Here is a 21,953-nt window from a genome sequence, read left to right as displayed (position 1 = left end):
GTTTGGTTATCAAATGATGTCGCCCGATCGCCTCAGCTCGACCTTCGCCGCCCTCGCCGACCCGACGCGGCGCGCCATCCTGGCGCGGCTGTGCCTGGGCGAGGCCACGGTGACGGAGCTGTCGCAGCCCTTCGAGATGAGCGGGCCCGCCATCTCCAAGCACCTCAAGGTGCTGGAGCGCGCCGGGCTGATCAGCCGTGGCCGCGAGGCCCAGTGGCGCCCCTGCCGGCTCGAGGCCGCGCCGCTGCGCGACGTGGCCGGCTGGCTCGAGGAGTACCGGCGCTTCTGGGAGCAGAGCCTCGACCGGCTCGACGCCTATCTGCAGCAGGTCCGGCGGGAGGAGGACGGCCAGGGCTGACGCCGGTCCCGGCAGGAGCGCAAAAAAATTCGCGGCGCTGTCGGATCGCGGCCCCGCGGTTCGTCCTTGGGACAGAGCTCCCCTCCGGGAGCCGATCCGGGATCATCCAGACCAGAGAGGAGGACACGTCATGCAGGGCAATTCGGTTTCGCAGGTCAAACCCTACCTGTTCTTCGATGGCCGCTGCGACGAGGCGCTGGACTTCTACCAGCGCGCCCTCGGCGCCGAGGTGCTGCAACTGCTCCGCTTCAAGGACAACCCGATGCCGGCCGCCCAGGAAGGTTGCGTCGGCGGGGGCAGCATGGGGGACAAGGTGATGCATGCCTGCGTCCGCATCGGCAATGCGCAGGTGTTCGCCTCCGACGGCATGTGCCAGGGCAAGCCGAGCTTCCAGGGCATCTCGCTGGCCTACGAGACCGCCAGCGACGCCGAGGCCGAGCGGATCTTCGCCGCCCTGGCCGAGGGCGGCCAGATCCAGATGCCGATCGCCCCGAGCTTCTTCTCCACGCGCTTCGGCATGGTCGCGGACCGCTTCGGCGTATCCTGGATGATCACCGTGGCGCCGGCGGCGGCAGCCGCCTGAGCCGTCCTTGCGATGCTGTTCCGGGCCGGGTGAAGGGCATCGGGCGTTGACGCCCGCATCGGGGCTGGGCTAGGTCAGGCCCTCCCGAACGGGCCGGACCATCCGGCCCCTCACTCGACATCCGGTTGCCCGCGCGGGGCGCCGGCCCATGTCTTTCCGGAACAGCATCGTTTGGAGCCGCCTGATGAGCGAGGATTCGAGCAACGATCCCAGCCTTCTGCTTTTCGCCTCTCTGTGCATCGGCCTGCGCGACTGGGCCCAGACCGGCGCCGGACCGTCGATGAGGCAGCGGCTGAACTGGAAGCGCGCGGTCGAATGCCTGCGCAAGGGCGAGGACGAGGCGGCCGAGGCCGAGATGACCCGCGGCGGCGCCCTGACCGAGGCCGAGGAGGAAGAGGTGCGGCGGTTCGACCTGCGCGCCTTCGACAAGGCCCTGGTGGCCGCCAACGACGTCCGCGGCTGGATGGAATGATCCCGCCGTTTCATGGCCTTTGCCTCGCCATGATGTGAACCGACGCTGCCTCCGCCGCGTAGAAGCGGGGAACTCCCTGCGGGTTCGTTCCGTTTTCGGACATGCCAGCGCGGCATGACCCGTATGTTCCCCGTGGGATGGAGGAGGCAGCGCCATGGTCGACACCGCCCGGATCGATCCCCCGATCAGGTTCCAGCGCAGCGACGGCAGCGATGCGGCGATCGACGCCGCCGGTGACCTGATCGCCTGGCTGGACGCGCTCTATGACGCGATCCTCGACCCCAAGCGGTCGGAGCGGCAGTCGGCCGGCGACAGCCGCGCGCATCAGTTGCAGGAGATCGAAGACCTGCTGATGCGGCTGGAGGACGAGATCGACGCCGGTGCCGCCAGCATCAGCGAGGATCTGCGAATCCGCGCCATCCGGCTGATCGGCGGCTACCGCGACCTCGACATGACGCTCGGCCGCCCGCCCCTGCACCTGCGCCAGCCGAGGGGCCCCCGCCGGCACATCGCCTAGCGCCACGAAAGCCGTGCCCGGGCCGGCCGCGACCCGCTAGACTGGGCCGGCCAAGGTCGGGCGGAACCCGACGCGAATCCGGGGGGACGCATGAGCAGCAAGCCGGCACCGAGCTATGTCAGCGGCACCGCCGATGCGCCGCTGCTGGGCGAGACCATCGGCCAGGCGCTGGACCGCGCCGCCGCGCGCTGGCCCGACCGACCGGCGCTGATCGACCGGTCGCTCGGCATCCGCTGGAGCTGGCGGGATCTGGCCGACCGCGCCGACGCCTTCGCCGCCGGGCTGCTGGCGCTGGGCCTGCAGCCGGGCGACCGCATCGGCATCTGGTCGCTGAACCGGGCGGAATGGGCACTGACCCAGTTCGCCGCCGCCAAGGCCGGGCTGGTGCTGGTGACGGTCAACCCGGCCTACCGCCTGGCCGAGTTGGAATACGCGCTGACCCTGGTCGGCTGCTCGGCCCTGGTCACCGCCACCGCGTTCAAGACCAGCGACTATCTCGGCATGCTGAACACCCTGGCGCCCGAGCTGGCCGGCGCCGCCCCCGGCAGGCTGCAGGCGGCGAAGCTGCCGGCGCTGCGCATCGTCATCCAGATCGGGGGCACCGCGCCCGGCACCATCCCGTTCGAGGATGTCGCCGGGTTCGGCGGCGCGGCGGAGCGCGACCGGCTGCGGCAGCTGGCGGACACGCTGCAATTCGACGACCCCGCCAACATCCAGTTCACCAGCGGCACCACCGGGTCGCCCAAGGGCGTGACCCTGACCCACCACAACATCCTCAACAACGGCTACTTCGTCGGCCGCGGCTTGGCGCTGGGCGAGCAGGACCGCATCTGCATCCCGGTGCCGCTGTACCATTGCTTCGGCATGGTGATGGGCAACCTCGCCGCCGTCACCCACGGCGCGGCCATGGTCTATCCCGGCGAGGGCTTCGACCCGCTGGCGACCCTGGCCGCGGTGGCGGAGGAGCGCTGCACCGCGCTGTACGGCGTGCCCACCATGTTCATCGCCATGCTCGACCACCCCCGCTTCGCCGAGTTCGACGTCACCAGCCTGCGCACCGGCATCATGGCCGGCTCCCCCTGCCCGATCGAGGTGATGAAGCGGGCGGTGGGTCAGATGAACATCCGCGAGGTCACCATCTGCTACGGCATGACCGAGACCAGCCCGGTGAGCTTCCAGAGCGCGGTCGACGACCCGCTGGAGCGGCGGGTCTCCACCGTCGGCCGCATCCACCCGCATCTCGAGGTCAAGATCGTCGACGCCGACGGCCGCATCGTGCCGCGCGGCCAGCGCGGCGAGCTGTGCACCCGCGGCTATACGGTGATGCGCGGCTACTGGGACCAGCCGGACAAGACGGCGGAGGTGGTGGATGCCGCCGGCTGGATGCACAGCGGCGACCTGGCGGTGATCGATTCCGATGGCTTCTGCAACATCGTCGGCCGGATCAAGGACATGGTGATCCGCGGCGGCGAGAACATCTATCCGCGCGAGGTCGAGGAGTACCTGTACCGCCACCCCAAGATCCAGGACGTGCAGGTGTTCGGCGTGCCCGACCCGAAATACGGCGAGGAGCTGTGCGCCTGGATCAGGCCGCGCGACGGCGCGGCGCTGACCGCCGAGGAGGTCCGCGCCTTCTGCGACGGCCAGATCGCGCACCAGAAGATCCCGCGCCACATCCGCTTCGTCGACGCCTTCCCGATGACCGTCACCGGCAAGATGCAGAAGTTCCGCATGCGCCAGGCGATGGAGGAGGAGTTGGGGCTGAAGGCGGCCCCAACAGCTTAGGAGAGCTTGCTTTTTCTTGTCATGCCACGGTCAAGCCGTGGCATGACAATAGAAAATGGCGGACTTTCCTCTCCGCCCTACCCCGCCCGCGACACCCGGCCCTCGATCGGATAGGCCGGGTCGTTGTAGCCGGGGCTGGAGGCGTGGCCGGGGACCACCAGCCGGTTCACCAGCGCCTCGTCCTCGGCGGTGAAGGCGTAGTCCAGCGCCCCGACATAGTCCGCCCACTGCTCCTCGGTGCGCGGCCCGGCGATCGGGGCGGTGACGATGCGGTTGTTCAGCAGCCAAGCCACCGCGAACTGGCCCGGGGTGATGCCCCGCGCCTGCGCATGCTCCGCCAGCTCGGCTGCGATCGCCAGGCTCTCGGGCCGCCATTCCGTCTCCAGGATGCGCTTGTCTGCGCGGCCAACGCGGGTGTCCTCGCCCGGCGTCGCGCCCGGCTTGTACTTGCCGGTCAGCACGCCGCGGGCCAGCGGGCTGTAGGGCACCACGCCGAGTCCGAAATGGGCGCAGGCCGGCATGTGCTCGACCTCCGGCATCCGGTTCAGCAGGTTGTAGTAGGGCTGGCTGACCACCGGCCGCTCGATCCCGGCCTCGTCGCACAGCCGGCAGATCTCCGCCACCCGCCAGCTGCGATAATTGGAGACGCCGAAGTAGCGGATCTTGCCCTGGCGGATCAGGTCGGCCAGCGCCGATACCGTCTCGGCCAGCGGCGTGGTCGGGTCCTCCTTGTGGAGGTAGAGGATGTCGATGCTGTCGGTGCCCAGCCGGCGCAGGCTGGCCTCCACCGCCTCGAAGCTGCGGCGGCGCGACAGGCCGCGGTCGTTCGGGCCGTCGCCGGTCGGGTTCGCCAGCTTGGTCGCCAGCACCCACCAGGACCGGTGGGTGGCGATCGCCCGCCCGACGATCTCCTCCGACCTGCCGCCGGTGTAGACGTCGGCGGTGTCGATGAAGTTGATGCCCGCCGCCCGGGCCTGGTCGACGATGCGGGTCGCGGTCGGCTCGTCGGTCGGCCCGCCGAACATCATGGTGCCGAGGCAGAGCGGCGAGACCTTCAGCCCGCTGCGCCCGAGATTGCGGTAGTCCATCGGTCGTCTCCTGTCTGCGGGCTCCCAGCCCTCTCCAACCCGTCATCCCCGCGAAAGCGGGATCTCGCAACGCTTTGACCGGATAGAGATTCCCGCTTTCGCGGGAATGACGATGAGGGATGGGCCGCTGTTCTGAAATGCTGTGCCCTGAACCAGACCGCAATCATGGCCCGAAACACCGGGCTTGCGGGTCCCGCGGATCGCAAGGCAGCCGTGCGATCCATCCCGGGACAGGTTAACCTGCGATCAGTCAAACATGGGGAGGAGCGCGGACCCGGCGGCCTGCCGCCAGCATGGAGACGACGACCGAGCGATGAGCGCCCTGCCCTCGTTGATCCGCACCGCCATCGCCATCTCGCCGCGCAGCATCAGCATCGGCGAAGGCCTGCGCGCCGCCGCGTCCTGCGCCGTCGTGGTCGCCATCGGCAGCGCGCTGCAGATGCCGATCCTGGCCTGGGCCGCGATCGGCGCCTTCTGGACCTGCCTGGCCGATCCCGGCGGGCCGAACCCGGACCGGCTGCGGGCGCTGGCCGGCTTCACCCTGATGTCCACCGCCTTCGCGATCATCGGCGCCGCGGCCGCGTCGCAAGGCTGGGGCTGGGCCGCGGCCGCCGTGGTCCCCTGCGCCCTGGTCGGCGGCATGGCCGGGGTCTATGGCGCCGCGGCGCGGCAGATCGGCGCCCTGGCCACCGTGGTCTGCGTCACCGCGATCGACCACCAAGTGGCCTCCCCGGCCGCCCTGGCCGAATTCGCCGCGACTCACCTCGCCGGCTGCCTGTGGGCCATGCTGCTGGCCCTGTCGATCTGGCGCATCCACCCGTTCCGGCCGGCGCGAAGCGCCCTGGCGGCGACCTATCGCGGCCTGGCCGCCATGGCCGCCGGCATGGCCCGCCTGGATTCACGCTCGGCGCCGCTGGACTGGATCCGGCACGCGCAGCGCTACCGCCCGGCGGTCCGCGCGGCGATCGAGACCGCCCGGGCGGCGCTGGGCCGGGCGATGCGCGGGCGCGGCCTGGGCGATTTCGCCGAGCGGCTGCTGGTGGCGCTGGATATCGCCGAGCGCATCTTCGGCCAGCTGATCGCCCTGTCGGACCTGCGCCAGCATGCCGGCCCGGCGGCGGATGGGCGGCGGCCGCTGGAACGGCAGGCGCTGCGCCGCCTGGCGCTGACGCTGTACCGCCGCGCCCGGTCCTTCGACACCGGTCCTGGCGAGATGGACGCGCCGCAGCGGTCGCTGGACCGCCTCGCCCTGCTGGCGGCACGGATGGAGGGACCGGTGGCGGCGGGGCTGGGCCGGATCGTCGAGGAGATCCGCGCCACCGGCAGCGCCCGCCCGGCCCCGGCGCGGGACGAGGCGGCGGCGGTGTCCCGCGGTCTCGCGGCCGGGCTGGCGCCGCTGCGCGCGCATCTGAGCCTGCGGTCCGAGATCCTGCGCCACGCCCTGCGCTGCGCCGTCGCCACCACCGCGGCGGTGCTGCTGAGCCACGCGCTGGGCTTCTCCTATGCCTATTGGATGGCGATCGCGACGGTGCTGGTGCTGCAGTCGTCGGTGGCCACGACCTGGCCGCGGGCGCTGGAGCGCGCGGTCGGCAGCGTGCTGGGCGGCGGGCTGGCCGCCCTGCTCGGGCTGGTGCTGCACACGCCGCTGGCCCTGACCGCCGCGGTGTTCCCGCTGGCGATCGCGACCATGGCGATGCGGCAGGTCAATTACGGCATCTTCGTCTTCTTCCTGACCCCGCTGTTCATCCTGGTGGTGGAGCTGTCGCAGCCCGGCGCCAGCGAGCCGGCGCTGGCCTGGATGCGCGCGCTGTACAACGTGCTGGGCAGCGCCATCGGCCTGGCGGCCGGGCTGCTGCTGTGGCCCAGCCGCGAGGGCCGGCAGTTCCGGCCGCTGCTGGCCGCGGCGATCGAGGCCAATGGCCGCTACGCCGCCCTGGCCTTCGCCCCGGACGACAACGAGGCCGCGATCGAGGCGGCGCGGCGGGAAGCCGGGCTGGCCAGCGGCAATGCCGAGGCCGGGCACGGCCGGACCATGCTGGAGGCGTGGTGGCAGCGCGAGGCGCTGGATGCCGGGCTGACCATCCTGGTGCTGGCCCGCCAGATCGCCGGCGGGGCCGGCACCGCCTGGCTGCACCGGCCGGACGCCGCCGACCGGGCCGAGGATGCGGATTTCGGCCGGTGGATCGGCGCCGAGACCGCCGCCCTGGCCGAGGCGCTGCGCCGCGGCAGCGCCGTGCCCGCCCCGGCGCCACCGCCGGACGGCGCGGCCGACGACCCGGAACGGTCGCGCCTGCTGCAGGAGGTCCTGCTGCTGCGGACGGCGACGGAGCATCTGGTGCCGGGATAGCGGCCGGGATTGTTGGCAGATTGAGTGGCAGGGGACTGGCAGCGTCCCCCAGCCAAGCAAATATCCCCAGATATGCGATGATGATACGAACTTGATGGCGAGGTGACACGGTGCGCCTGAAACTCTCTCAAGAAGAATGGGAAAAATTTCGCCCGTCTCAATCCGAAGTTGAAGCGGGCGCCCATGAGCTGTTTCGGATAGGCAAATTTCACAACTGGTTTAACGGCGGCAATATATCGCGATACGACGAGATGGATCCGCTCGGAAAAGAAGAATTTGAAGATGTCGTGGCGATAATCCTGATCGCCGCAGCCCACGCCAGGTCGGCAACGAAAGAAGGCTGAAGGGCTTCCATGAGTCCCCCTCATCTACGGAAGGCGGGTAACTCACTAAAAAATGCACTGTCACCGTAGTAGAGATCGCATACCGCCCCTTCTTCGTCATTGCGAGGAGGCGAAGCCGACGAAGCAATCCATGGTGCCATGGATTGCTTCGCTGCGCTCGCAATGACGGAGACGGGGGAGGCGCAAGCGCCTCCGACCTCTCCCGCACGGCGGGAGAGGTAACTTAAACAGTCATGGCAGGATTTGGCAGGGAGGGCGCGCGCACCCAGCGGTCAACTGGTATCGGTCTGCTTCCGCGGGAGCGTGGGATCGGGGTTGCGTATCCGGTCCGGCCGGGGACTCCAGCGACGGTGTCCGGGCGGGCGCCGCGGCAGGCCCAGGCCGGCGGCGCCGCGGCCCACCACCGCAGCCTTCGCGGCGAGGCCGGCGGCCTCCGCCTCGTCAGCGGGCAGATCCGGCCAGTCGGGCAGAAGCCCGAGGGCGCGGCACAGGCGCCGGACCAGGATTTCGATCGGCAGGACGGTATCGGCCCGGTCGGCGTCGATCCGGTCGAGCCTGGTCCAGAGGTCGCCCGTCAGCCGCTCGCGGGCCTCGGAGTCATTGGGCGTGGCGGCGTCGATGGCGCGGATCACGCCTTCGGCGACCCCGCGGCGGCGCTCGGCCGTCTCGCGCTGCCGTCCGTCCCGGCGGTCCTCGGCCTGGCGCCGGGCCTCCTCCTGCTGCTCGCGCAGCCGGGCCTTGAGCATGATGGTGCGGCGGATGGAGGCTCGGTCCGGATGTTGGCGTTGTTCATGAATCGATTAGAACATAAAGAGAACAAATGAGTCAAGTTCAACTGCGCGCATCACCTCTCCCGCCAGGCGGAAGAGGTGGCGCAGGCGCACCCCCGCCCTATCTGTAGCTCGGGTCCCGGTACACTTCCTGGCCGCCGACATAGGTCGCCAGGGCCTTCATGGCCTGGATCTTCTCGACCGGGACGGTCAGGAAATCATCGGTCAGGATCGCGAAATCGGCCAGCTTGCCCGGCTCGATCGAGCCGCGGTGGTCGTCCTCGCCGATCAGCTTGGCGAAGTTGATGGTGTCCAGCCGCAGCAGCAGGGCGCGCGAGGCGATCTTCTGGTCGGCGCCGTAGACGCCGTCGGAAATCGTGTCGCGGCTGGCGAAATGATACAGCTCCCAGAAGGGGTTGAACGGAATGACCGGCGAATCCGTGCCCCCCGCCACCAGCAGGCCGGCATCGAGGAAGGTCTTCAGCGGCGTCACCTCGCTGGCCGTGTCCCAGCCCCAGTACTTCTTGAGCACCGGCGCGGCGAGATAGAGATGATCCTGGGCGGAGACCATCAGGTTCATCCCCTTCATGCGGTCCACCAGGTCGGGCCGCACCACGAAGGCGTGCTCGATGGCCCAGCGCTTGCCGGCGATGGGCGTGTCGGCATTCGCCTTCTCATAGGCGGTCAGCACCTCGTCGACCGCCGCATCGCCCACCGCATGGGTGGTGGGGCGCCAGCCTCGGCGATTGATCTCCCGCACCACCGCCTCATAGGCCGATGGCGGGGACACCGTCAGGCCCGAATAGGTCCCGCCCTTGCCGTAGGGCTCCTGGTAGGGCCGGGAGAGATGGCCGCCCTCGAAGCCGCCATCGACGATCAGCTTGATGCCGCCGATCCGCACGAAATCGTCGCCCTCGTCCTGCGTCACGCCCCATCTGGCGATGGCGTCGTCGACCTGCTGGGCGGTGCGGAACTCGAAGCCCGGCATGTAGACGGTGTAGCGCAGCGTCAGGCTGTGGTCCGCGGCGGCCTGGCGCCACAGGCGCAGCGCGTCGAGCATGTTGCCCTTGTAGGAGCCCGGGATGCGCACCGCGGTCATGCCATAGGCGTTCAGCGCCGCCTGGGTGGCGACGATGTCGTCCATCGTCAGCGGCTTCGGCGCGGGCAGCGGCACCAGCGCCTTGGCGGTGTCGAAGATCTCGCCGGTCAGGCCGCCGTCCTGGTCGCGGCTGATCTGGCCGCCGGCCGGCACCGGCGTGTCGGGGGTGATGTTGAACGTCTTCAGCGCGCCGGCGCTGAGGATGATGGAATGCCCGCCGCGCACCAGCACCACCGGGTTGTTCGGCGCCGCCTGGTCCAGCTCGGCCGCCGTCGGCAGGCGCTGTTCCTTGAGCTGGGCCTCGTGCCAGTCCGAATTGGACACCAGCAGCGTGCCGGGCGCGGCCGCGGCGGCGGCGTTGGCGACGATGGTCAGCAGCTCCTGCAGGCTGCGCGCATGCGACAGGTCGATGCCGCTGCCGCCGCCTTCGTTGTGGAAATGGCCGTCGGCCAGGCCGGGGCTGACGAAATGGCCCTGCAGGTCCACCAGCCGGGTGTCCTTCCCGACGAACCGGCGGATTTCGTCATTGCTGCCGACCGCCACGAAACGGCCGCCCGAGACCGCGAAGCCCTGGACCACCGAGTCGCCGGCATCGGCGGTGTAGACCTTGCCGTTGATGTAGACCGCGTCCGCCGCCGTGGCGGCGTGGCCGGACAGGGGCAACGCCGCCGCCAGACAGAAGGCCGCCGCTGCGATGATCCTCAGGTCCATGGCATCCCCCTCGCCGCTATTTGTTTTATGCTTAAAGCATTTGCCCGTTGCCCTGCCCTGTCAAGCCCCGCTCCGGCGTCGGGACATGACAAGGCAGCCGTGCCGGAGACGGCCGGGGTTATCCGCTGTGGTCGGGCGTCAGGCCGCCGCGTCGGCCTTGCCGATGGCCAGGAAGGCGTCCAGCGCCGCGATGTCCTGCTTCTCCCCGGCGACATCGGCGGCCAGCCGCTCAAACAGCCCGGCCATGCCTTCGTAGATCAGCCGGGCGGGATCGTCGGGGCCGAGGAAGCCGGCGATCTCGCGCATCTCCGCCACCCAGCGATAGGCCTTGGCGTACATGTCCGGCAGGCCCTTGCCGAACCGGGCCAGCAGCTGCGGCTGGCTCTCGGCCAGCTCGGCATGCAGCGCGGGCGCCGCACCGTCGCGGCTGGCCGCCAGGATCATCGCCGCGGCCAGGCCGGTCAGGCCCTTGGTGATGCCGGCATAGGACATCTTCAGCGCCGAGGCGGCGCCGACCGGCCCGTCGAGCACGCGGATGCGCAAGCCCAGACCGGCGAGCACGCCGAGATCCTTCGCCGCCGGGCCGGCCAGGTACAGCACCGGCCCAGGGGTGCCGGGCACCGGCGGCATGCCGATGATGCCGCCATCGGCGAAGCCGCTGCCGGTCGGCGCGATGATCGCGGCGATGGCCTTGACCGTGTCGACATTGACCGCGTTGCAGTCGACATAGACCGGCTTGCGCGTCGCGGCGCGCAGGGCCGGCGCCAGCCGCTCGGCCAGCGCCGCGGCCTCGCCCGGCGGCACGATCGACAGGATGATGTCGGCGCCGGCGACCGCGGCCTCGTCGGCCGCCTGCATGCCGGCGGCCTGGGCCCGCGCCCGGCTGGCGGCGCTGCGGCCGTCGAGCAGGGTCGGCACGGCGGCGCCGTGTTCGGTCAGGCGGCGGGCGATGCCGCTGCCCATGGCCCCGGGGGCGATCACGGCAATGGTCGGGCTCATCGGATGTCCTCCGGATCGGTCCGCCGGCGGCCGCCCCTCCCCGGCCCCGACCCGGCGATCATGGCGCGATCGGCCAGGGCCGGGAAGCCGCGCTGTGTCGCGGGCTCGGTTGCGTCAGCCGCGCGCCCCGCCCGCCGGAACGACCACGGGCAGCATCTGTTCGACGGACAGTGGCGCCATGGCCAGCCCCTACCCGCCCCGTTGGAAGCGCAGCACCCGGCTGCGGTTGAGCGCCAGCCGCACGACGTCGCCGTCGAAGGCGAGGCAGATCCGCTTCGGCCAGGGTCCGTCCTTGGCCTCGGCCAGCAGGCGGTTGCCGCCGAGCGGCACCAGCGGCGCCGTGGTGCGGGCCGGGCAGACGCCCATCTCCATCCGGTCGCCGGCGATGGTGAAATCGGCGTGGAACTCCGGGCACGACCATTCGCCCTGCACCCGGTCCAGCACGTCGTCCGGCGCGACCGGACGGAAGCGGCGGGCGACGTGGCCGATCTCGCCCTCGACCGCCCCGCCCGCCCAGCGCAGCCGCATCGGGAAATGGGCGGAGAGCGAGACCGACCAGCCGTCCTCGCCGCGGTGCAGCGTCTCGCCGCTGCCGAGGAAGCTGGCGACGCCGTCCTTCACCTCCAGCCACTCCGGCCCGCGATCGGCCGCATACAGCCCGTCCGGGATCTCGGTACCGCGCTCCGGCAGCGCTTCGCCCAGCAGCGCCGCCATCAGCTTCAGCGCCAGGCCGTGCGAGACCGTGTCCTCGCGGTTCGAGACCACGGCGGCGCCGGTGCCGGTCTCCGGATCCAGCAGGAAATACGTCTTGTAGCCGAGCAGCGACCCGCCATGGCCGACCAGGTGGCGGGGCCCCAGCCGCGACCAGGCGAGGCCGAGCCCGTAGCCGGTCGGGCGGCCATCGGCCAGGTGCCGCGTCGCCCCCTGCCGGGCCAGCACGCCCTGCCCCGGGCCGCGATCCGCCAGCACCGCCTGCTGCCAGCGCACCAGGTCATGCAGACTGCCGGTCAGGCAGCCCGAGGCCGAGAGGTGGCGGCCGGAGGTGGCGAGCTGCCAGGCGCCATCCGCGCCCTTCCAGTAGCCGGGGGCGAGGCCGCGGATCGGGTCGGCCCAGGTCTCCGGCACGCGGAAGCCGACGCCGAGCGGTTCGGCGATGCGGTCGCGGACCAGCTCGGCGAAGGCGACGCCCCGGCGCATCAGCGCCCCGTCGACCAGGCGATAGCCGGTGTTGGAGTAGGAGATCTCGTGCCCGGCCGGGAAGTTCAGCGCGGTGAGGCGGCAGACGAAGTCGAGCGTCTCCTCACGCCCGGTCGCGGCACCCTGTGGGATGCCGAGCAGCGACAGCGTCTCGCCCGCATCCGGCAGACCGCCGGTCATGTCCAGCGCCCGGCCGACCGTGACCGCCGCCAGGTCGCCCTGCAGCGCCGGCAGCAGCCGGCCGAGCGGGTCTTCGAGGCCGATCTCGTCCCGGCACAGCGCCAGGGCGGCGAAGACATGCTTGGTGACCGAGGCGTAGCGCACCACCGTGTCGCCGGAGAAGGCGGTGCCGCCGGCCAGGCTTTCGACCCCGCCGCAGGCCTCGGCCCGGATCTCGCGGGTGTCGAACACCGCGACGCCGCCGCCGGGTTCGCCGGGCCCCCAGCCCGCCGCGATCTCGGCTGCGGCCTCCGCCGCCGCCGACCAGCGCAATTCCCCACCCGCCATCCCTGCCTCCATCCGCCGCCGTCCCGCCTTCGCCGGCACCGGGCCGGCCGTCGCGGAATCATGATGCCCCGTTATAAGCGGGATCAGGGGATTTGGCTTCCCCGCGGCGGCCATCTGTTCCTACCCTTGGCCTCAGAGTCGCGGGGCGGTTGGCCTGAGCGTCGAAACCAGGGGGAAACCGCCGTGCCGGAAATCGACCGCGATGCGCTGTACCGCAAGGTCAGCCTGCGCATCATCCCGTTCATGATCCTCTTGTACCTGGTCAGCTTCCTCGACCGGGTGAATGTCGGCTTCGCCGCCCTGACCATGAATGCCGACCTCGGCATCTCGCCCTATGTCTTCGGCTGGGGCGCCGGGATCTTCTTCTTCGGCTACTTCCTGTTCGAGGTGCCCAGCAACGTCATCCTGGAGAAGGTCGGGGCGCGGCTGTGGATCTGCCGCATCATGCTGACCTGGGGGCTGATCTCGGCCGCCATGGCCTTCGTCCAGGGGGTCTGGAGCTATTCCATCCTGCGCTTCCTGCTGGGCGCCGCCGAGGCGGGGTTCCTGCCAGGCATGATCCTGTACCTGACCTACTGGTTCCCCTCGGCCCGGCGGGCGCGCTTCGTCGCCCTGTTCATGGCCGCGGTGCCGCTGGCCAGCGCGATCGGCGCCCCGGTCTCCGGCCTGATCCTCGGGTCGACCCATGAATGGCTCGGCCTCAAGGGCTGGCAGTGGCTGTTCATCATCGAGGGGCTGCCGGCCTGCCTGCTGGGCCTGGCGGTGCTGGCGCTGCTGCCGGACGGGCCGGCGCGGGCGCCCTGGCTGAGCGATGCCGAGCGCGCCGCCATCACCGCCGACCTGGCGGGCGACCGCGCCGCCAGCGCCCACCCGCCGCTGCACGCGCTGTGGCCGGCCCTGGCCGACCTGCGGGTGCTGCTGCTGGGCCTGGTCTATTTCGGCATCGTCATCGGCCTCTACGGCATCGGGCTGTGGCTGCCGCAGATCGTCAAGGGCATGGGCTTCACCACGGTCGAGACCGGCTGGATCATCGCCCTGCCCTACCTCGTCAGCGCCGGCGCCATGCTGGTGTGGGGTCGCCACAGCGACCGCAGCGGCGAGCGCATCCTGCACGTGGCGCTGCCGGCCCTGCTCAGCGCGATCGGATTCATCGGCAGCATCTACGCCTCGTCGAACGTGCTGGCCCTGGTGTGCCTGGGCGTCGCCGCGATCGGCATCTACGCCACGCTGGGGCCGTTCTGGACCATGCCGCCGGTGTTCCTGGGCGGCACCGCCGCGGCCGGCGGCATCGCCCTGATCAACTCGATCGGCAATCTCGGCGGCTTCGTCGGGCCCTATGCCGTGGGCTGGATCAAGGATTCGACCGGCAGCTTCACCGCCGGCATGGGCTTCCTCGCGGGCGGCCTGGTGGGCGCAGCGGTGATCGCCCTGCTGTTCGGGCGCCTGCTCCACCGCAGGGCGATGCCGCCGCTGCCGGGCTGACCCCCGCAATCCGCCCTTGCCGCCGGCGTAACCTCGCGGCACCACGGTCCGTACAGTTCCCACCGCAACCGGGGAGGCCCGCCGTGCCGTCCATCCAAACCCAGATCCGGATCTGGGGCCGGGTCAACTCGGTCAATGTCCAGAAGGTGCTGTGGTGCGCCGAGGAGCTCGACCTCGCCTATGAGCGGGTCGATGCCGGCCTGCAGTTCGGCGTCAACACCGGGGCCGACTACCTCGCGATGAACCCGAACGGCAAGATCCCGCTGCTGGCGGATGGCGACTACGTGCTGTGGGAATCCAACGCCATCATCCGCTACCTCGCCCTGCAGTACGGCGCCGGCTCGACGCTGTACCCGGCGGATCCCAGGACCCGCGGCGGGGTCGAGCGCTGGCTGGACTGGACCCTGTCGACCCTGCAGCCGGCCGAGCGGCCGGTGTTCTGGGGCTTGGTCCGCACCCCGCCGGCCGAGCGCGACATGGCCGCGATCCGAAAGGCGGCGGACGAGGTGGCGGGGCTGTGGCGGATCGTCGACGCCCATCTCGCCGGCCGCCGCTTCCTCGAGGGCGAGGTCTTCACCCTCGCCGACATCGTGCTGGGCGCCTATGTCCGCCGCTGGTACGGCGTCGAAGGCGTGGCCAAGCCGGAGCTGCCGCAGCTGGCGCGCTGGCATGCCGGGTTGGCGGAGCGCGAGGGCCATCGCCGCTTCGTCGCCCCGGCCCTGACCTGAAAGGCCGGCCCCGATGACGATCGAGCTCCACAGCTGGAACACGCCCAACGGGCGCAAGATCAGCGTGGCCCTGGAGGAGATGGGCCTGCCCTACACCGTCCATCCGGTCGACATCACCCAGGGCCGGCAGCACGCGCCGGAGTTCCTGCGGATCAGCCCGAACAACCGGATCCCGGCGATCGTCGATCCGGACGGTCCGGCCGGGGCACCGATCAGCGTCTTCGAATCCGGCGCCATCCTGCTGTATCTCGGCGAGAAGACCGGCCGGTTCCTGCCCGCCGGCCTCGCCGGCCGGGTGCCGGTGCTGGAATGGCTGATGTGGCAGATGGCCGGCTTCGGCCCGATGCCGGGCCAGGTGCACCATTTCCTGACGGTCGAGAACGAGGCCGACCGCCGCTACGGGCTCGAGCGCTACAGCAAGGAGACGCGGCGGCTGTACGGCGTGCTGGACCGCCGGCTGGCCCAGGTCGAGTTCGTGGCCGGGCCGCTGTCGGTGGCGGATTTCGCCATCCTCGGCTGGGCCTGGCGGCATGAGCGCCACCGCGTCGACCTCGCCGACTTCCCGCAGGTGAAGCGCTGGTACGAGGCGCTGCTGGCCCGGCCGGGCGTGCAGCGGGGGCTGGCGGTGAAGCTGGACTGAGCGGCGGCGGGATCCGGTTCCGTTAAGGCCGGCTTCGCCCTAAGCTGGTGCGATCGACCCTGCGCCGAGCGATGACGACCTTCGATCGCCCCCTCCGCCGATCCGTCCTGCTGGCCTGGCTGGCGCTGGGGGCCTTCGCCCTGCCCGCGGCGGCGCGGCCGATGCAGTTCAGCCTCCAGGGCCCGGCGGTGGATTGCGCCAGCTGCACCTGGATCCTGGCCGAGGGCGAGATCGACTCGGGCACGCCCGACCGGTTCCAGGAGTTCCTGGCGCGGACCCCGGACGCGCCGCGGCTGGTCCGCCTCAACTCCCTCGGCGGCTTCATCGCCTTCGCCATGCGGCTGGGCCAGATGATGCGAGAGGGCGGCTTCGACACCACGGTCGGCCGGGCCAAGCTGCGCAACCCCGACGGCAGCATCACCACCCAGCTGTCCGACTGCTATTCCGCCTGCACCATCGCCTTCCTCGGCGGCATCCGGCGCAGCGTGACCTCCGGCGTGTTCGGCATCCACCGCCCGATGATCCGGCGGTGGCGGGCGACCGACCCCGCCTTCGACCGCGAGCAGACCGAGACGTCGCTGGAGATCTGGAACGTCTATATCGGCATTTACGCGCTGCGGATGGGCGCCAGCGCCGACTTCGCCTTCCGCACCTTCGCCGACCCAGCGATGCGCCGGCTCAGCCATGACGACCTGGCGCGGCTGAAGATCGTGACCGGCCCGGTCTCGAAGCCCGCCGCCGCGAAGCCGGGCCCGGGATAGGCGGTGGCCTCGACTTCACTCAGCGGCGATGGCCGCCGCCCGCCCGATCAGGGACCTGACCTGCTCGAGATCGGCCGCTGTCGCCGGGTTGTAGACGATCATCTGGAGATCCGGCCGCCCGTCGACCGCGAAGGCCGAATACTCCATGGTGATCGGCCCGAGCACGGGATGGTGCAGGCGCTTCACCCCGTCGCCATGGGTCTGCACCTCGTTGTCGCGCCACATTGTCGCGAATTCGGGGCTCGAACGGCACAGCTCGTCGACCAGCGGCTGCACCTCGGCCGCGGCGCCGGCACGGGTGGCATCGGCCCGGAAGGCGCTGACCACGAAGCGGGCAACGCTGTCCCAATCGAACTGCGCGGCGCGGATTCGGGGATCGCAGAAGATCATGCGCAGGACGTTGCGCTTCTCCGGCGGCAGGGCGCCGTAGTCGGTGAGCACGGCGGCCGCCGCGCGGTTCCAGGCGACCACGTCCCAGGCCGCCGTCCTGACGATCGCCGGGCTATAGGCCATGGCGTCGAGCAGCCGCTGCAGCCGCGGCGTGATCGCATCGTTGCCGCGATAGCGGACCTCGGGCGGGCGGCCGAGGCCGATCAGGAACAGATGCTCGCGCTCGACCTCGGTCAGCATCAGCGCCTTGGCGATGCGGTCCAGCACATCCGCCGAGGCGTTGCCCCCGCGGCCCTGCTCCAGCCACGTGTACCAGGTCGCGCTGATGTTGGCGCGCTGCGCCACCTCTTCCCGGCGCAGCCCTGCCGTCCGCCGGCGGCCGGAGAAGCCGAAGGACGCCGGGTCGAGCTTGGTGCGCCGGTTCCTCAGATAGTCGCCGAGCCGGTTGTCGTTCGGGGAAGGCATGCGCAGGCCGTCGCGATCTATACCAGGATAGGAGACCACTTTAACAGGATACCCCTGCGGTGCCCACGGGACCTGCCGAACACCCGGCCCGCGGCCTGCCGGTCCGACCTGCCACAAGAAGGCCGCTTGTGTTTTCCGCCCTGGGCCCCTACTCCCGAACGGCGATCCACGATTTTGATCAGTTCATTGTTTCGAGCCGCCGATGACCGCGTCCGATCACATCGATTACCTCAAGACCATCAACCAGACCTTCCACGACCAGATCCGGAGCGCCGACCAGAAGGCGGCCTATATCTTCACCTTCCTGATCGCGCTGGTCGCCTGGTCGCCGGAGATGCGCAAGGTGTTCTCCTGGACCGGCGACGTCCCGTTCCCATCGGCGAAATGGGGCCTGTGCCTGATCCTGGTCGCGGCCCTGAGCACGGCTTTGGTCTGCGTCGCGCTGGTGCTGCTGCCGCGCAGGCGGAATGGCGGGGTGTCGCTGTACTGGGCCGCCTGGCCGGAGGCCGGGGAGCGGCTGGAGCATGCCGCCCATCGGGCGGATCCCGGCTTCATCGCCGCGGAATACACCGCCAACGCCCGCAACCTCTCGGCGATCTGCTGCATCAAGTACCGCTTCGTCAGCTACGCCTTCCGCTGCCTGGCCGTGGTCATCCTCTGCTACGTCACCCTGCTGACCACGAGCTGATCTCGCGGCTAGAGATGCTTGCCCGTCTCCAGGATCACGGCGGTGTATTCGCGATAGGTCATGCCCAGCTCCTCCGCCCGCGCCAGGCGGCGCAGCGCGATCTCGCGCGGCGGCGTCTTCCACGCGGCGGCATGGGCCTTCTTCCAGCAATAGTGCCGCCACGAGGCCGCGGAGTCCGGATGCTCCTCCAGCGGCGGCCCACCATTGTGGCCGAGCATGGCGGAGGTCGGTGATGGCGGCGAATCTCTCATATGGGAGATATTATCTCATATTCGGGAATCTGGAAGAGGCCTGATGATCGCCCCTGCATCGGCGTTATGTTGCAGCGCGATTGACAGAACCGGCGCGCCCCGTATCCTGGGAAACACTACACGAAATCTTCTTGCCCGAAGGGGCAGGAGCGGCAACGAAGCCCCATCCGCACACCAGCGACGGTGCGGCATGGGGCTTTGTGCGTTCAGGGCACAGGGACAGGCAGCACGGTGCGGACGAGCTACGCGATCGGTCTTCTCTACTCCACCACCGGGCCCTATGGCGCGATCGGCCGCGATGCGCTGGACGGCGCGCTGATGGCGCTGGACGAGGTCAATGCCGATCCCGGCTTCGGCTTCGCGCTGACGCCCTTCGCCGCCAATCCCGAAGGGGTGATCGACCGCTACCACGCGCTGTGCGAGGCCGCGATCCGCGAGGCCGGCTGCCGCCAGATCGTCGGCACCATCACCTCGCTGTCGCGCAAGGAGGTGCTGCCGACCATCGAGAAGCATGACGCCCTGCTGTGGTACATCTGCCCCTATGAGGGGTTCGAGAGCAGCGAGGCGGTGATCTACACCGGCGCCTGCCCGAACCAGCACATCGTGCCGCTGTTCCAGCATGTGCTGCCGCGCTGGGGCACCCGCGCCGCGCTGGTCGGGTCGAACTACATCTGGGGCTGGGAGGTGAACCGCGTGGCGCGCGAGCTGATCGGCGCCTGTGGCGGCGAGGTGCTCGCCGAACGCTACCTGCCGATCGGCAGCACCGAGGTCGGCCGGCTGGTCCAGGAGATCCGCGACAAGCGGCCGGATTTCGTCCTCAACAACCTGATCGGCCCGTCCAGCTACGCCTTCTTCCGGGCCTACCGGGCGCTGGCCGATTCCGACCCGGACTTCGCGCCGGAGCGGCGGCCGATCGTCAGCTGCAACCTGACCGAATGCGAGCTGGCGCTGATCGGCCCGGCCGGCACCGGGCATCTCAGCAGCGCGATCTATTTCGAGGGCGTCGACGGCGCCGAGAACCAGGCCTTCCGCCAGCGGCTGCGGCGGCGCTTCGGCGCCGGCCGCCGCTCCTCCGCCTTCCTTGCCGGCGGCTACACCGCGGTGCGGATGCTGGCCGAGGCGATCCGCGAGGCCGGCACCGACGCGCCGGAGGCCGTGCGCCCGATCCTGCATGCGCGCCGCTTCGACACCCCGCTCGGCCGGCTGTCGATCGACCGGCGCACCAACCATGCGGCGCTGACCCCGCATCTCGGCCGGATCGGTGCGGATGGCGGCTTCGCCTTGGTCGACAGCGCCGCCGCGCCGGTCGCGCCCGACCCCTATCTCGTCGATTTCGACGCCGCGGCCCTGACCCGCAGCGTCCGCGGTGCCGCCCGGCCGCGCCTGAAGCGGGTGAAGTGACCATGGCCACCACCCCCAATTTCCGCGGCCGCAGCGCCGTGGTGCTGCACCGGCCCCATGCCGCCGTCGACGCCGTGCTGCGCCAGCTGGAGCGGCTGGGCATCGCCGCCCGCACCGCCTGGCCCGACCTGACCGCGACGGACTTGGCCGCCGATTTCGTGCTGTTCGACGCCGACACCGCCCATGACGGACAATTCCCGTGGCCGGCCGGGGCACCGCCGATGCCGCTGGTCGCGCTGATCGGGTCGGAGGCGCCGGGCCGGCTGGACTGGGTGCTGGCCCAAGGCGCCACCGCCCATCTGCTGAAGCCGGTCGCCTCCGGCGGCGTGTTCAGCGCCCTGGTGATCGCCGAGCACGGCTTCGCCGAACGCCGCGCCTGGGAGGCCCGGATCGCCGATCTGGAGACCCGGCTGCGGCTGCGCCCCGTGGTGGTCCGTGCCATCCTGGCGCTGATGGCGCAGCGCGGGCTGGACGAGGCGGATGCCTTCCGCGAGATCCGCAGCGCGGCGATGCGGCAGCGCTGCAGCATCGAGGAGTACTGCCTGGACCTTGCCGCCGGCGCGTCCGGCCCGGCCACCGGCCGGCGGGGCGCCTGAGGCGATGCCGGTCCTGAGACAGCTGCTGCGCCGCAAGCTGGCCCTGTTCGGCCTGGCGGTCATCCTGGTGATCGTCGGTGCCGCGATCTTCGCGCCCTGGATCGTACCGTTCTCGCCGGACGACCAGATGTTCGACGGGCTGACGCTGGAGGGCGCCCCCCTGCCCCCCGATGGCAAGTTCTGGATGGGCACCGACCTGCTGGGTCGGGACATGTTCTCGCGCCTGGTCTACGGCGCCCAGACCTCGCTGATCATCGGCGTCGTCGCCAATGGCGCGGCGGTGCTGATCGGCACCTTCTTCGGCGTCGTCGCCGGCTTCTTCGGGGGCTGGCTGGGCGCCGCGATGATGCGCTTCACCGACCTGATGATGGCCTTCCCGGCCCTGCTGCTGGCGATCGTCCTGGCCGCGATCTTCAAGCCGTCGCTGTGGATCGTAGCGCTGGTCATCGCCATGGTGAACTGGGTGCAGATCGCCCGGATCATCTACACCGAGACCCGGTCGATCGCGGAGCGCGACTTCATCGAGGCGGAATGGGGGCTCGGCGCCTCCCGCACCCGCATCCTGGTCCGCCATGTGCTGCCGCACCTGGTCTCCACCACCATCGTCTGGGGCACGCTCGGCATCGCCACCACGGTGCTGCTGGAGGCGACGCTGTCCTTCCTCGGCATCGGGGTGCAGCCGCCGACGCCGAGCTGGGGCAACATCATCTTCGAGAACCAGACCTATTTCTCCTCCGCCCCCTGGCTGGTGTTCATCCCCGGCGCCGCCATCATCCTGCTGGCCCTGGCCTTCAACCTGGTCGGGGACGCGCTGCGCGACATCCTCGACCCGACGCAGAAGGGCCGGCACTGATGGCCGCCTACCTGCTCCGCCGCCTGGTCCAGACCCTTCTGATCCTGCTGGGCGTCAGCCTGGTGACCTTCGTGCTGCTGTACCTGCTGCCGGCCGACCCGGCGCGGCAGATCGCCGGGCGCAGCGCGACGCCGGAGGTGGTGGCGAACATCCGCGCCCAGCTCGGCCTCGACCAGCCGTTCCATGTGCAGTATCTGCGCTATCTCGGCGGGCTGCTGCAGGGCGATCTCGGCCGATCCTACCTGCAGAAGACCGAGGTGGCGACGCTGATCATGAGCCGCCTCCCGGCCAGCCTGCTGCTGATGGTCGGCGCCATCGCCTGCGAGCTGGCGCTGGGCCTGACCATGGGCATCATCGCAGCCCTGCGGCGCGGCACCGTCACCGACCACGCGCTGATGCTGACCTCCTTCGTCGGCGTCTCGGCGCCGCAATTCGTGGTCGGCATTCTGCTGCTCTACATCTTCGCGGTGCAGCTGGGCTGGTTCCCGATCGGCGGCTACGGCACCTTTTCGCACCTTGTGCTGCCCTCGCTCACGCTCGGGTTCCTGGGGGCGGGCTGGTATTCCAGGATGATGCGGTCGGCGATGCTGGACGTGCTGCGCCAGGACTATGTGCGCACCGCCCGGGCCAAGGGGCTGGGCGTCTGGCGCGTCGCCCTGGCCCATGCCCTGCCCAACGCCTTCCTGCCGATCGTCGCCATGATCGGCATCGACATCGGCCTGTTCATGAGCGGCATCGTCGTCGTCGAATCCGTGTTCGGCTGGCCCGGCATCGGCCAGCTGACCTGGCAGGCGATCCAGCGCATCGACATCCCGATCATCATGGGCGTCACGCTGGTCTCCGCCGTTGCCATCGTGATCGGCAACCTGCTGGCCGACCTGATCGCCCCGTTCATCGACCCACGGATCAAGCTACGGTGAC

General features: G+C 70.5%; 23 protein-coding genes. 16 read left to right on the top strand and 7 right to left on the bottom strand.

The window, feature by feature from the left end; all coding sequences use genetic code 11:
- The first annotated feature begins 13 nt into the window (after positions 1–13).
- From AB4112_RS04805 to AB4112_RS04785, 5 genes are all read left to right on the top strand, one after another.
- Positions 14–358: an ArsR/SmtB family transcription factor gene (locus AB4112_RS04805; protein ID WP_309795857.1), complete on the top strand. Its 345-nt coding sequence runs from the start codon at positions 14–16 to the stop codon at positions 356–358.
- Between the two features lie 130 nt (positions 359–488).
- Positions 489–941 (top strand): VOC family protein, encoded by a 453-nt coding sequence (locus AB4112_RS04800; protein WP_441717425.1) that lies wholly within the window; start codon positions 489–491, stop codon positions 939–941.
- Positions 942–1,125: 184 nt separating this feature from the next.
- Positions 1,126–1,413, top strand: a complete 288-nt coding sequence (locus tag AB4112_RS04795; RefSeq protein ID WP_309795855.1) for a hypothetical protein — start codon at positions 1,126–1,128, stop codon at positions 1,411–1,413.
- Between the two features lie 154 nt (positions 1,414–1,567).
- Positions 1,568–1,930, top strand: a complete 363-nt coding sequence (locus tag AB4112_RS04790; protein WP_441717423.1) for a hypothetical protein — start codon at positions 1,568–1,570, stop codon at positions 1,928–1,930.
- A gap of 90 nt (positions 1,931–2,020) precedes the next feature.
- Positions 2,021–3,715 carry an AMP-binding protein gene (locus tag AB4112_RS04785; protein ID WP_441717421.1) on the top strand — a complete coding sequence of 565 codons (1,695 nt, stop codon included), beginning with the start codon at positions 2,021–2,023 and terminating at the stop codon, positions 3,713–3,715.
- A 77-nt stretch (positions 3,716–3,792) separates the two neighbouring features.
- Here AB4112_RS04785 and AB4112_RS04780 read toward each other — a convergent pair whose 3' ends face one another.
- Positions 3,793–4,803: an aldo/keto reductase gene (locus AB4112_RS04780; RefSeq protein ID WP_441717419.1), complete on the bottom strand. Its 1,011-nt coding sequence runs from the start codon at positions 4,801–4,803 to the stop codon at positions 3,793–3,795.
- Positions 4,804–5,116: 313 nt separating this feature from the next.
- Here AB4112_RS04780 and AB4112_RS04775 point away from each other — a divergent pair, with 313 nt between their 5' ends.
- Both AB4112_RS04775 and AB4112_RS04770 read left to right on the top strand, forming a co-directional pair.
- Complete coding sequence (locus AB4112_RS04775; RefSeq protein ID WP_309795847.1) at positions 5,117–7,150, top strand: FUSC family protein; 2,034 nt, start codon at positions 5,117–5,119, stop codon at positions 7,148–7,150.
- A 110-nt stretch (positions 7,151–7,260) separates the two neighbouring features.
- Positions 7,261–7,494: a hypothetical protein gene (locus tag AB4112_RS04770; protein WP_309795845.1), complete on the top strand. Its 234-nt coding sequence runs from the start codon at positions 7,261–7,263 to the stop codon at positions 7,492–7,494.
- A 272-nt stretch (positions 7,495–7,766) separates the two neighbouring features.
- On the opposite strand, the gene AB4112_RS04765 is transcribed toward AB4112_RS04770, so the two are convergent.
- The 4 genes from AB4112_RS04765 to AB4112_RS04750 form a co-directional block, all read right to left on the bottom strand.
- Complete coding sequence (locus AB4112_RS04765; protein WP_309795843.1) at positions 7,767–8,240, bottom strand: hypothetical protein; 474 nt, start codon at positions 8,238–8,240, stop codon at positions 7,767–7,769.
- Positions 8,241–8,385: 145 nt separating this feature from the next.
- A complete protein-coding gene (locus tag AB4112_RS04760) occupies positions 8,386–10,074 on the bottom strand; it encodes an amidohydrolase (protein WP_309795841.1) in 1,689 nt (562 codons plus the stop codon).
- Positions 10,075–10,212: 138 nt separating this feature from the next.
- Positions 10,213–11,073 (bottom strand): DUF1932 domain-containing protein, encoded by an 861-nt coding sequence (locus tag AB4112_RS04755; RefSeq protein WP_309795840.1) that lies wholly within the window; start codon positions 11,071–11,073, stop codon positions 10,213–10,215.
- Positions 11,074–11,262: 189 nt separating this feature from the next.
- Positions 11,263–12,777: a serine hydrolase domain-containing protein gene (locus AB4112_RS04750; RefSeq protein WP_441717416.1), complete on the bottom strand. Its 1,515-nt coding sequence runs from the start codon at positions 12,775–12,777 to the stop codon at positions 11,263–11,265.
- 183 nt (positions 12,778–12,960) lie between these two features.
- Here AB4112_RS04750 and AB4112_RS04745 point away from each other — a divergent pair, with 183 nt between their 5' ends.
- The 4 genes from AB4112_RS04745 (at position 12,961) to AB4112_RS04730 (ending at position 16,388) form a co-directional block, all read left to right on the top strand.
- A complete protein-coding gene (locus AB4112_RS04745) occupies positions 12,961–14,259 on the top strand; it encodes an MFS transporter (protein ID WP_309795836.1) in 1,299 nt (432 codons plus the stop codon).
- Between the two features lie 83 nt (positions 14,260–14,342).
- Positions 14,343–14,987: a glutathione S-transferase family protein gene (locus AB4112_RS04740; RefSeq protein WP_441717414.1), complete on the top strand. Its 645-nt coding sequence runs from the start codon at positions 14,343–14,345 to the stop codon at positions 14,985–14,987.
- Between the two features lie 13 nt (positions 14,988–15,000).
- Positions 15,001–15,627, top strand: a complete 627-nt coding sequence (locus AB4112_RS04735; protein WP_441717412.1) for a glutathione S-transferase family protein — start codon at positions 15,001–15,003, stop codon at positions 15,625–15,627.
- 71 nt (positions 15,628–15,698) lie between these two features.
- Positions 15,699–16,388, top strand: coding sequence for a hypothetical protein (locus AB4112_RS04730; protein WP_441717410.1), 690 nt, complete (start codon positions 15,699–15,701; stop codon positions 16,386–16,388).
- 15 nt (positions 16,389–16,403) lie between these two features.
- Here the strand turns inward: AB4112_RS04730 and AB4112_RS04725 are convergent, their stop codons facing one another.
- Positions 16,404–17,243 carry a helix-turn-helix transcriptional regulator gene (locus AB4112_RS04725; RefSeq protein WP_441717408.1) on the bottom strand — a complete coding sequence of 280 codons (840 nt, stop codon included), beginning with the start codon at positions 17,241–17,243 and terminating at the stop codon, positions 16,404–16,406.
- A gap of 202 nt (positions 17,244–17,445) precedes the next feature.
- Here AB4112_RS04725 and AB4112_RS04720 point away from each other — a divergent pair, with 202 nt between their 5' ends.
- Positions 17,446–17,931 carry a Pycsar system effector family protein gene (locus AB4112_RS04720; RefSeq protein ID WP_309795826.1) on the top strand — a complete coding sequence of 162 codons (486 nt, stop codon included), beginning with the start codon at positions 17,446–17,448 and terminating at the stop codon, positions 17,929–17,931.
- Between the two features lie 8 nt (positions 17,932–17,939).
- Here the strand turns inward: AB4112_RS04720 and AB4112_RS04715 are convergent, their stop codons facing one another.
- Entirely contained in the window at positions 17,940–18,149 is a 210-nt protein-coding gene (locus AB4112_RS04715; RefSeq protein ID WP_309795823.1) for a hypothetical protein, read from the bottom strand.
- Between the two features lie 264 nt (positions 18,150–18,413).
- Between AB4112_RS04715 and AB4112_RS04710 the strand changes: the two genes are divergently transcribed.
- Genes AB4112_RS04710 through AB4112_RS04695 form a run of 4 tightly spaced genes read left to right on the top strand, consistent with a single transcriptional unit; the run spans position 18,414 to position 21,952 of the window.
- Positions 18,414–19,583 carry a transporter substrate-binding domain-containing protein gene (locus AB4112_RS04710; protein ID WP_441717406.1) on the top strand — a complete coding sequence of 390 codons (1,170 nt, stop codon included), beginning with the start codon at positions 18,414–18,416 and terminating at the stop codon, positions 19,581–19,583.
- 2 nt (positions 19,584–19,585) lie between these two features.
- Positions 19,586–20,179, top strand: coding sequence for an ANTAR domain-containing response regulator (locus tag AB4112_RS04705; protein WP_309795820.1), 594 nt, complete (start codon positions 19,586–19,588; stop codon positions 20,177–20,179).
- A 4-nt stretch (positions 20,180–20,183) separates the two neighbouring features.
- The gene (locus AB4112_RS04700) at positions 20,184–21,032 is read left to right on the top strand and encodes an ABC transporter permease (protein ID WP_309795819.1); all 849 of its coding nucleotides are present in this window, start codon (positions 20,184–20,186) and stop codon (positions 21,030–21,032) included.
- Positions 21,032–21,952: an ABC transporter permease gene (locus tag AB4112_RS04695; RefSeq protein ID WP_441717403.1), complete on the top strand. Its 921-nt coding sequence runs from the start codon at positions 21,032–21,034 to the stop codon at positions 21,950–21,952. Before AB4112_RS04700 ends, AB4112_RS04695 begins: the two co-directional genes overlap by 1 nt.
- Position 21,953 lies beyond the last annotated feature (1 nt).

Origin of the sequence: Inquilinus sp. 2KB_23 (assembly GCF_052115705.1) — a bacterium.
Taxonomy (GTDB): domain Bacteria; phylum Pseudomonadota; class Alphaproteobacteria; order DSM-16000; family Inquilinaceae; genus Inquilinus; species Inquilinus ginsengisoli_A.
The sequence above is the reverse complement of the archived record's forward strand: the minus strand, read 5'-3'. Positions and strand labels throughout refer to the sequence as shown.

Excerpts from the sequence above, each read along its gene's own strand:
- AB4112_RS04720 (WP_309795826.1), top strand. The coding sequence starts at position 17,446 with ATGACCGCGTCCGATCACATCGATTACCTCAAGACCATCAACCAGACC.
- AB4112_RS04705 (WP_309795820.1), top strand. The coding sequence starts at position 19,586 with ATGGCCACCACCCCCAATTTCCGCGGCCGCAGCGCCGTGGTGCTGCAC.
- AB4112_RS04775 (WP_309795847.1), top strand. The coding sequence starts at position 5,117 with ATGAGCGCCCTGCCCTCGTTGATCCGCACCGCCATCGCCATCTCGCCG.
- AB4112_RS04760 (WP_309795841.1), bottom strand. The coding sequence starts at position 10,074 with ATGGACCTGAGGATCATCGCAGCGGCGGCCTTCTGTCTGGCGGCGGCG.
- AB4112_RS04735 (WP_441717412.1), top strand. The coding sequence starts at position 15,001 with ATGACGATCGAGCTCCACAGCTGGAACACGCCCAACGGGCGCAAGATC.
- AB4112_RS04730 (WP_441717410.1), top strand. The coding sequence starts at position 15,699 with ATGACGACCTTCGATCGCCCCCTCCGCCGATCCGTCCTGCTGGCCTGG.
- AB4112_RS04750 (WP_441717416.1), bottom strand. The coding sequence starts at position 12,777 with ATGGCGGGTGGGGAATTGCGCTGGTCGGCGGCGGCGGAGGCCGCAGCC.
- AB4112_RS04795 (WP_309795855.1), top strand. The coding sequence starts at position 1,126 with ATGAGCGAGGATTCGAGCAACGATCCCAGCCTTCTGCTTTTCGCCTCT.
- AB4112_RS04715 (WP_309795823.1), bottom strand. The coding sequence starts at position 18,149 with ATGCTCGGCCACAATGGTGGGCCGCCGCTGGAGGAGCATCCGGACTCC.
- AB4112_RS04790 (WP_441717423.1), top strand. The coding sequence starts at position 1,568 with ATGGTCGACACCGCCCGGATCGATCCCCCGATCAGGTTCCAGCGCAGC.
- AB4112_RS04695 (WP_441717403.1), top strand. The coding sequence starts at position 21,032 with ATGGCCGCCTACCTGCTCCGCCGCCTGGTCCAGACCCTTCTGATCCTG.
- AB4112_RS04780 (WP_441717419.1), bottom strand. The coding sequence starts at position 4,803 with ATGGACTACCGCAATCTCGGGCGCAGCGGGCTGAAGGTCTCGCCGCTC.
- AB4112_RS04755 (WP_309795840.1), bottom strand. The coding sequence starts at position 11,073 with ATGAGCCCGACCATTGCCGTGATCGCCCCCGGGGCCATGGGCAGCGGC.
- AB4112_RS04800 (WP_441717425.1), top strand. The coding sequence starts at position 489 with ATGCAGGGCAATTCGGTTTCGCAGGTCAAACCCTACCTGTTCTTCGAT.
- AB4112_RS04700 (WP_309795819.1), top strand. The coding sequence starts at position 20,184 with ATGCCGGTCCTGAGACAGCTGCTGCGCCGCAAGCTGGCCCTGTTCGGC.
- AB4112_RS04805 (WP_309795857.1), top strand. The coding sequence starts at position 14 with ATGATGTCGCCCGATCGCCTCAGCTCGACCTTCGCCGCCCTCGCCGAC.
- AB4112_RS04725 (WP_441717408.1), bottom strand. The coding sequence starts at position 17,243 with ATGCCTTCCCCGAACGACAACCGGCTCGGCGACTATCTGAGGAACCGG.
- AB4112_RS04765 (WP_309795843.1), bottom strand. The coding sequence starts at position 8,240 with ATGCTCAAGGCCCGGCTGCGCGAGCAGCAGGAGGAGGCCCGGCGCCAG.
- AB4112_RS04785 (WP_441717421.1), top strand. The coding sequence starts at position 2,021 with ATGAGCAGCAAGCCGGCACCGAGCTATGTCAGCGGCACCGCCGATGCG.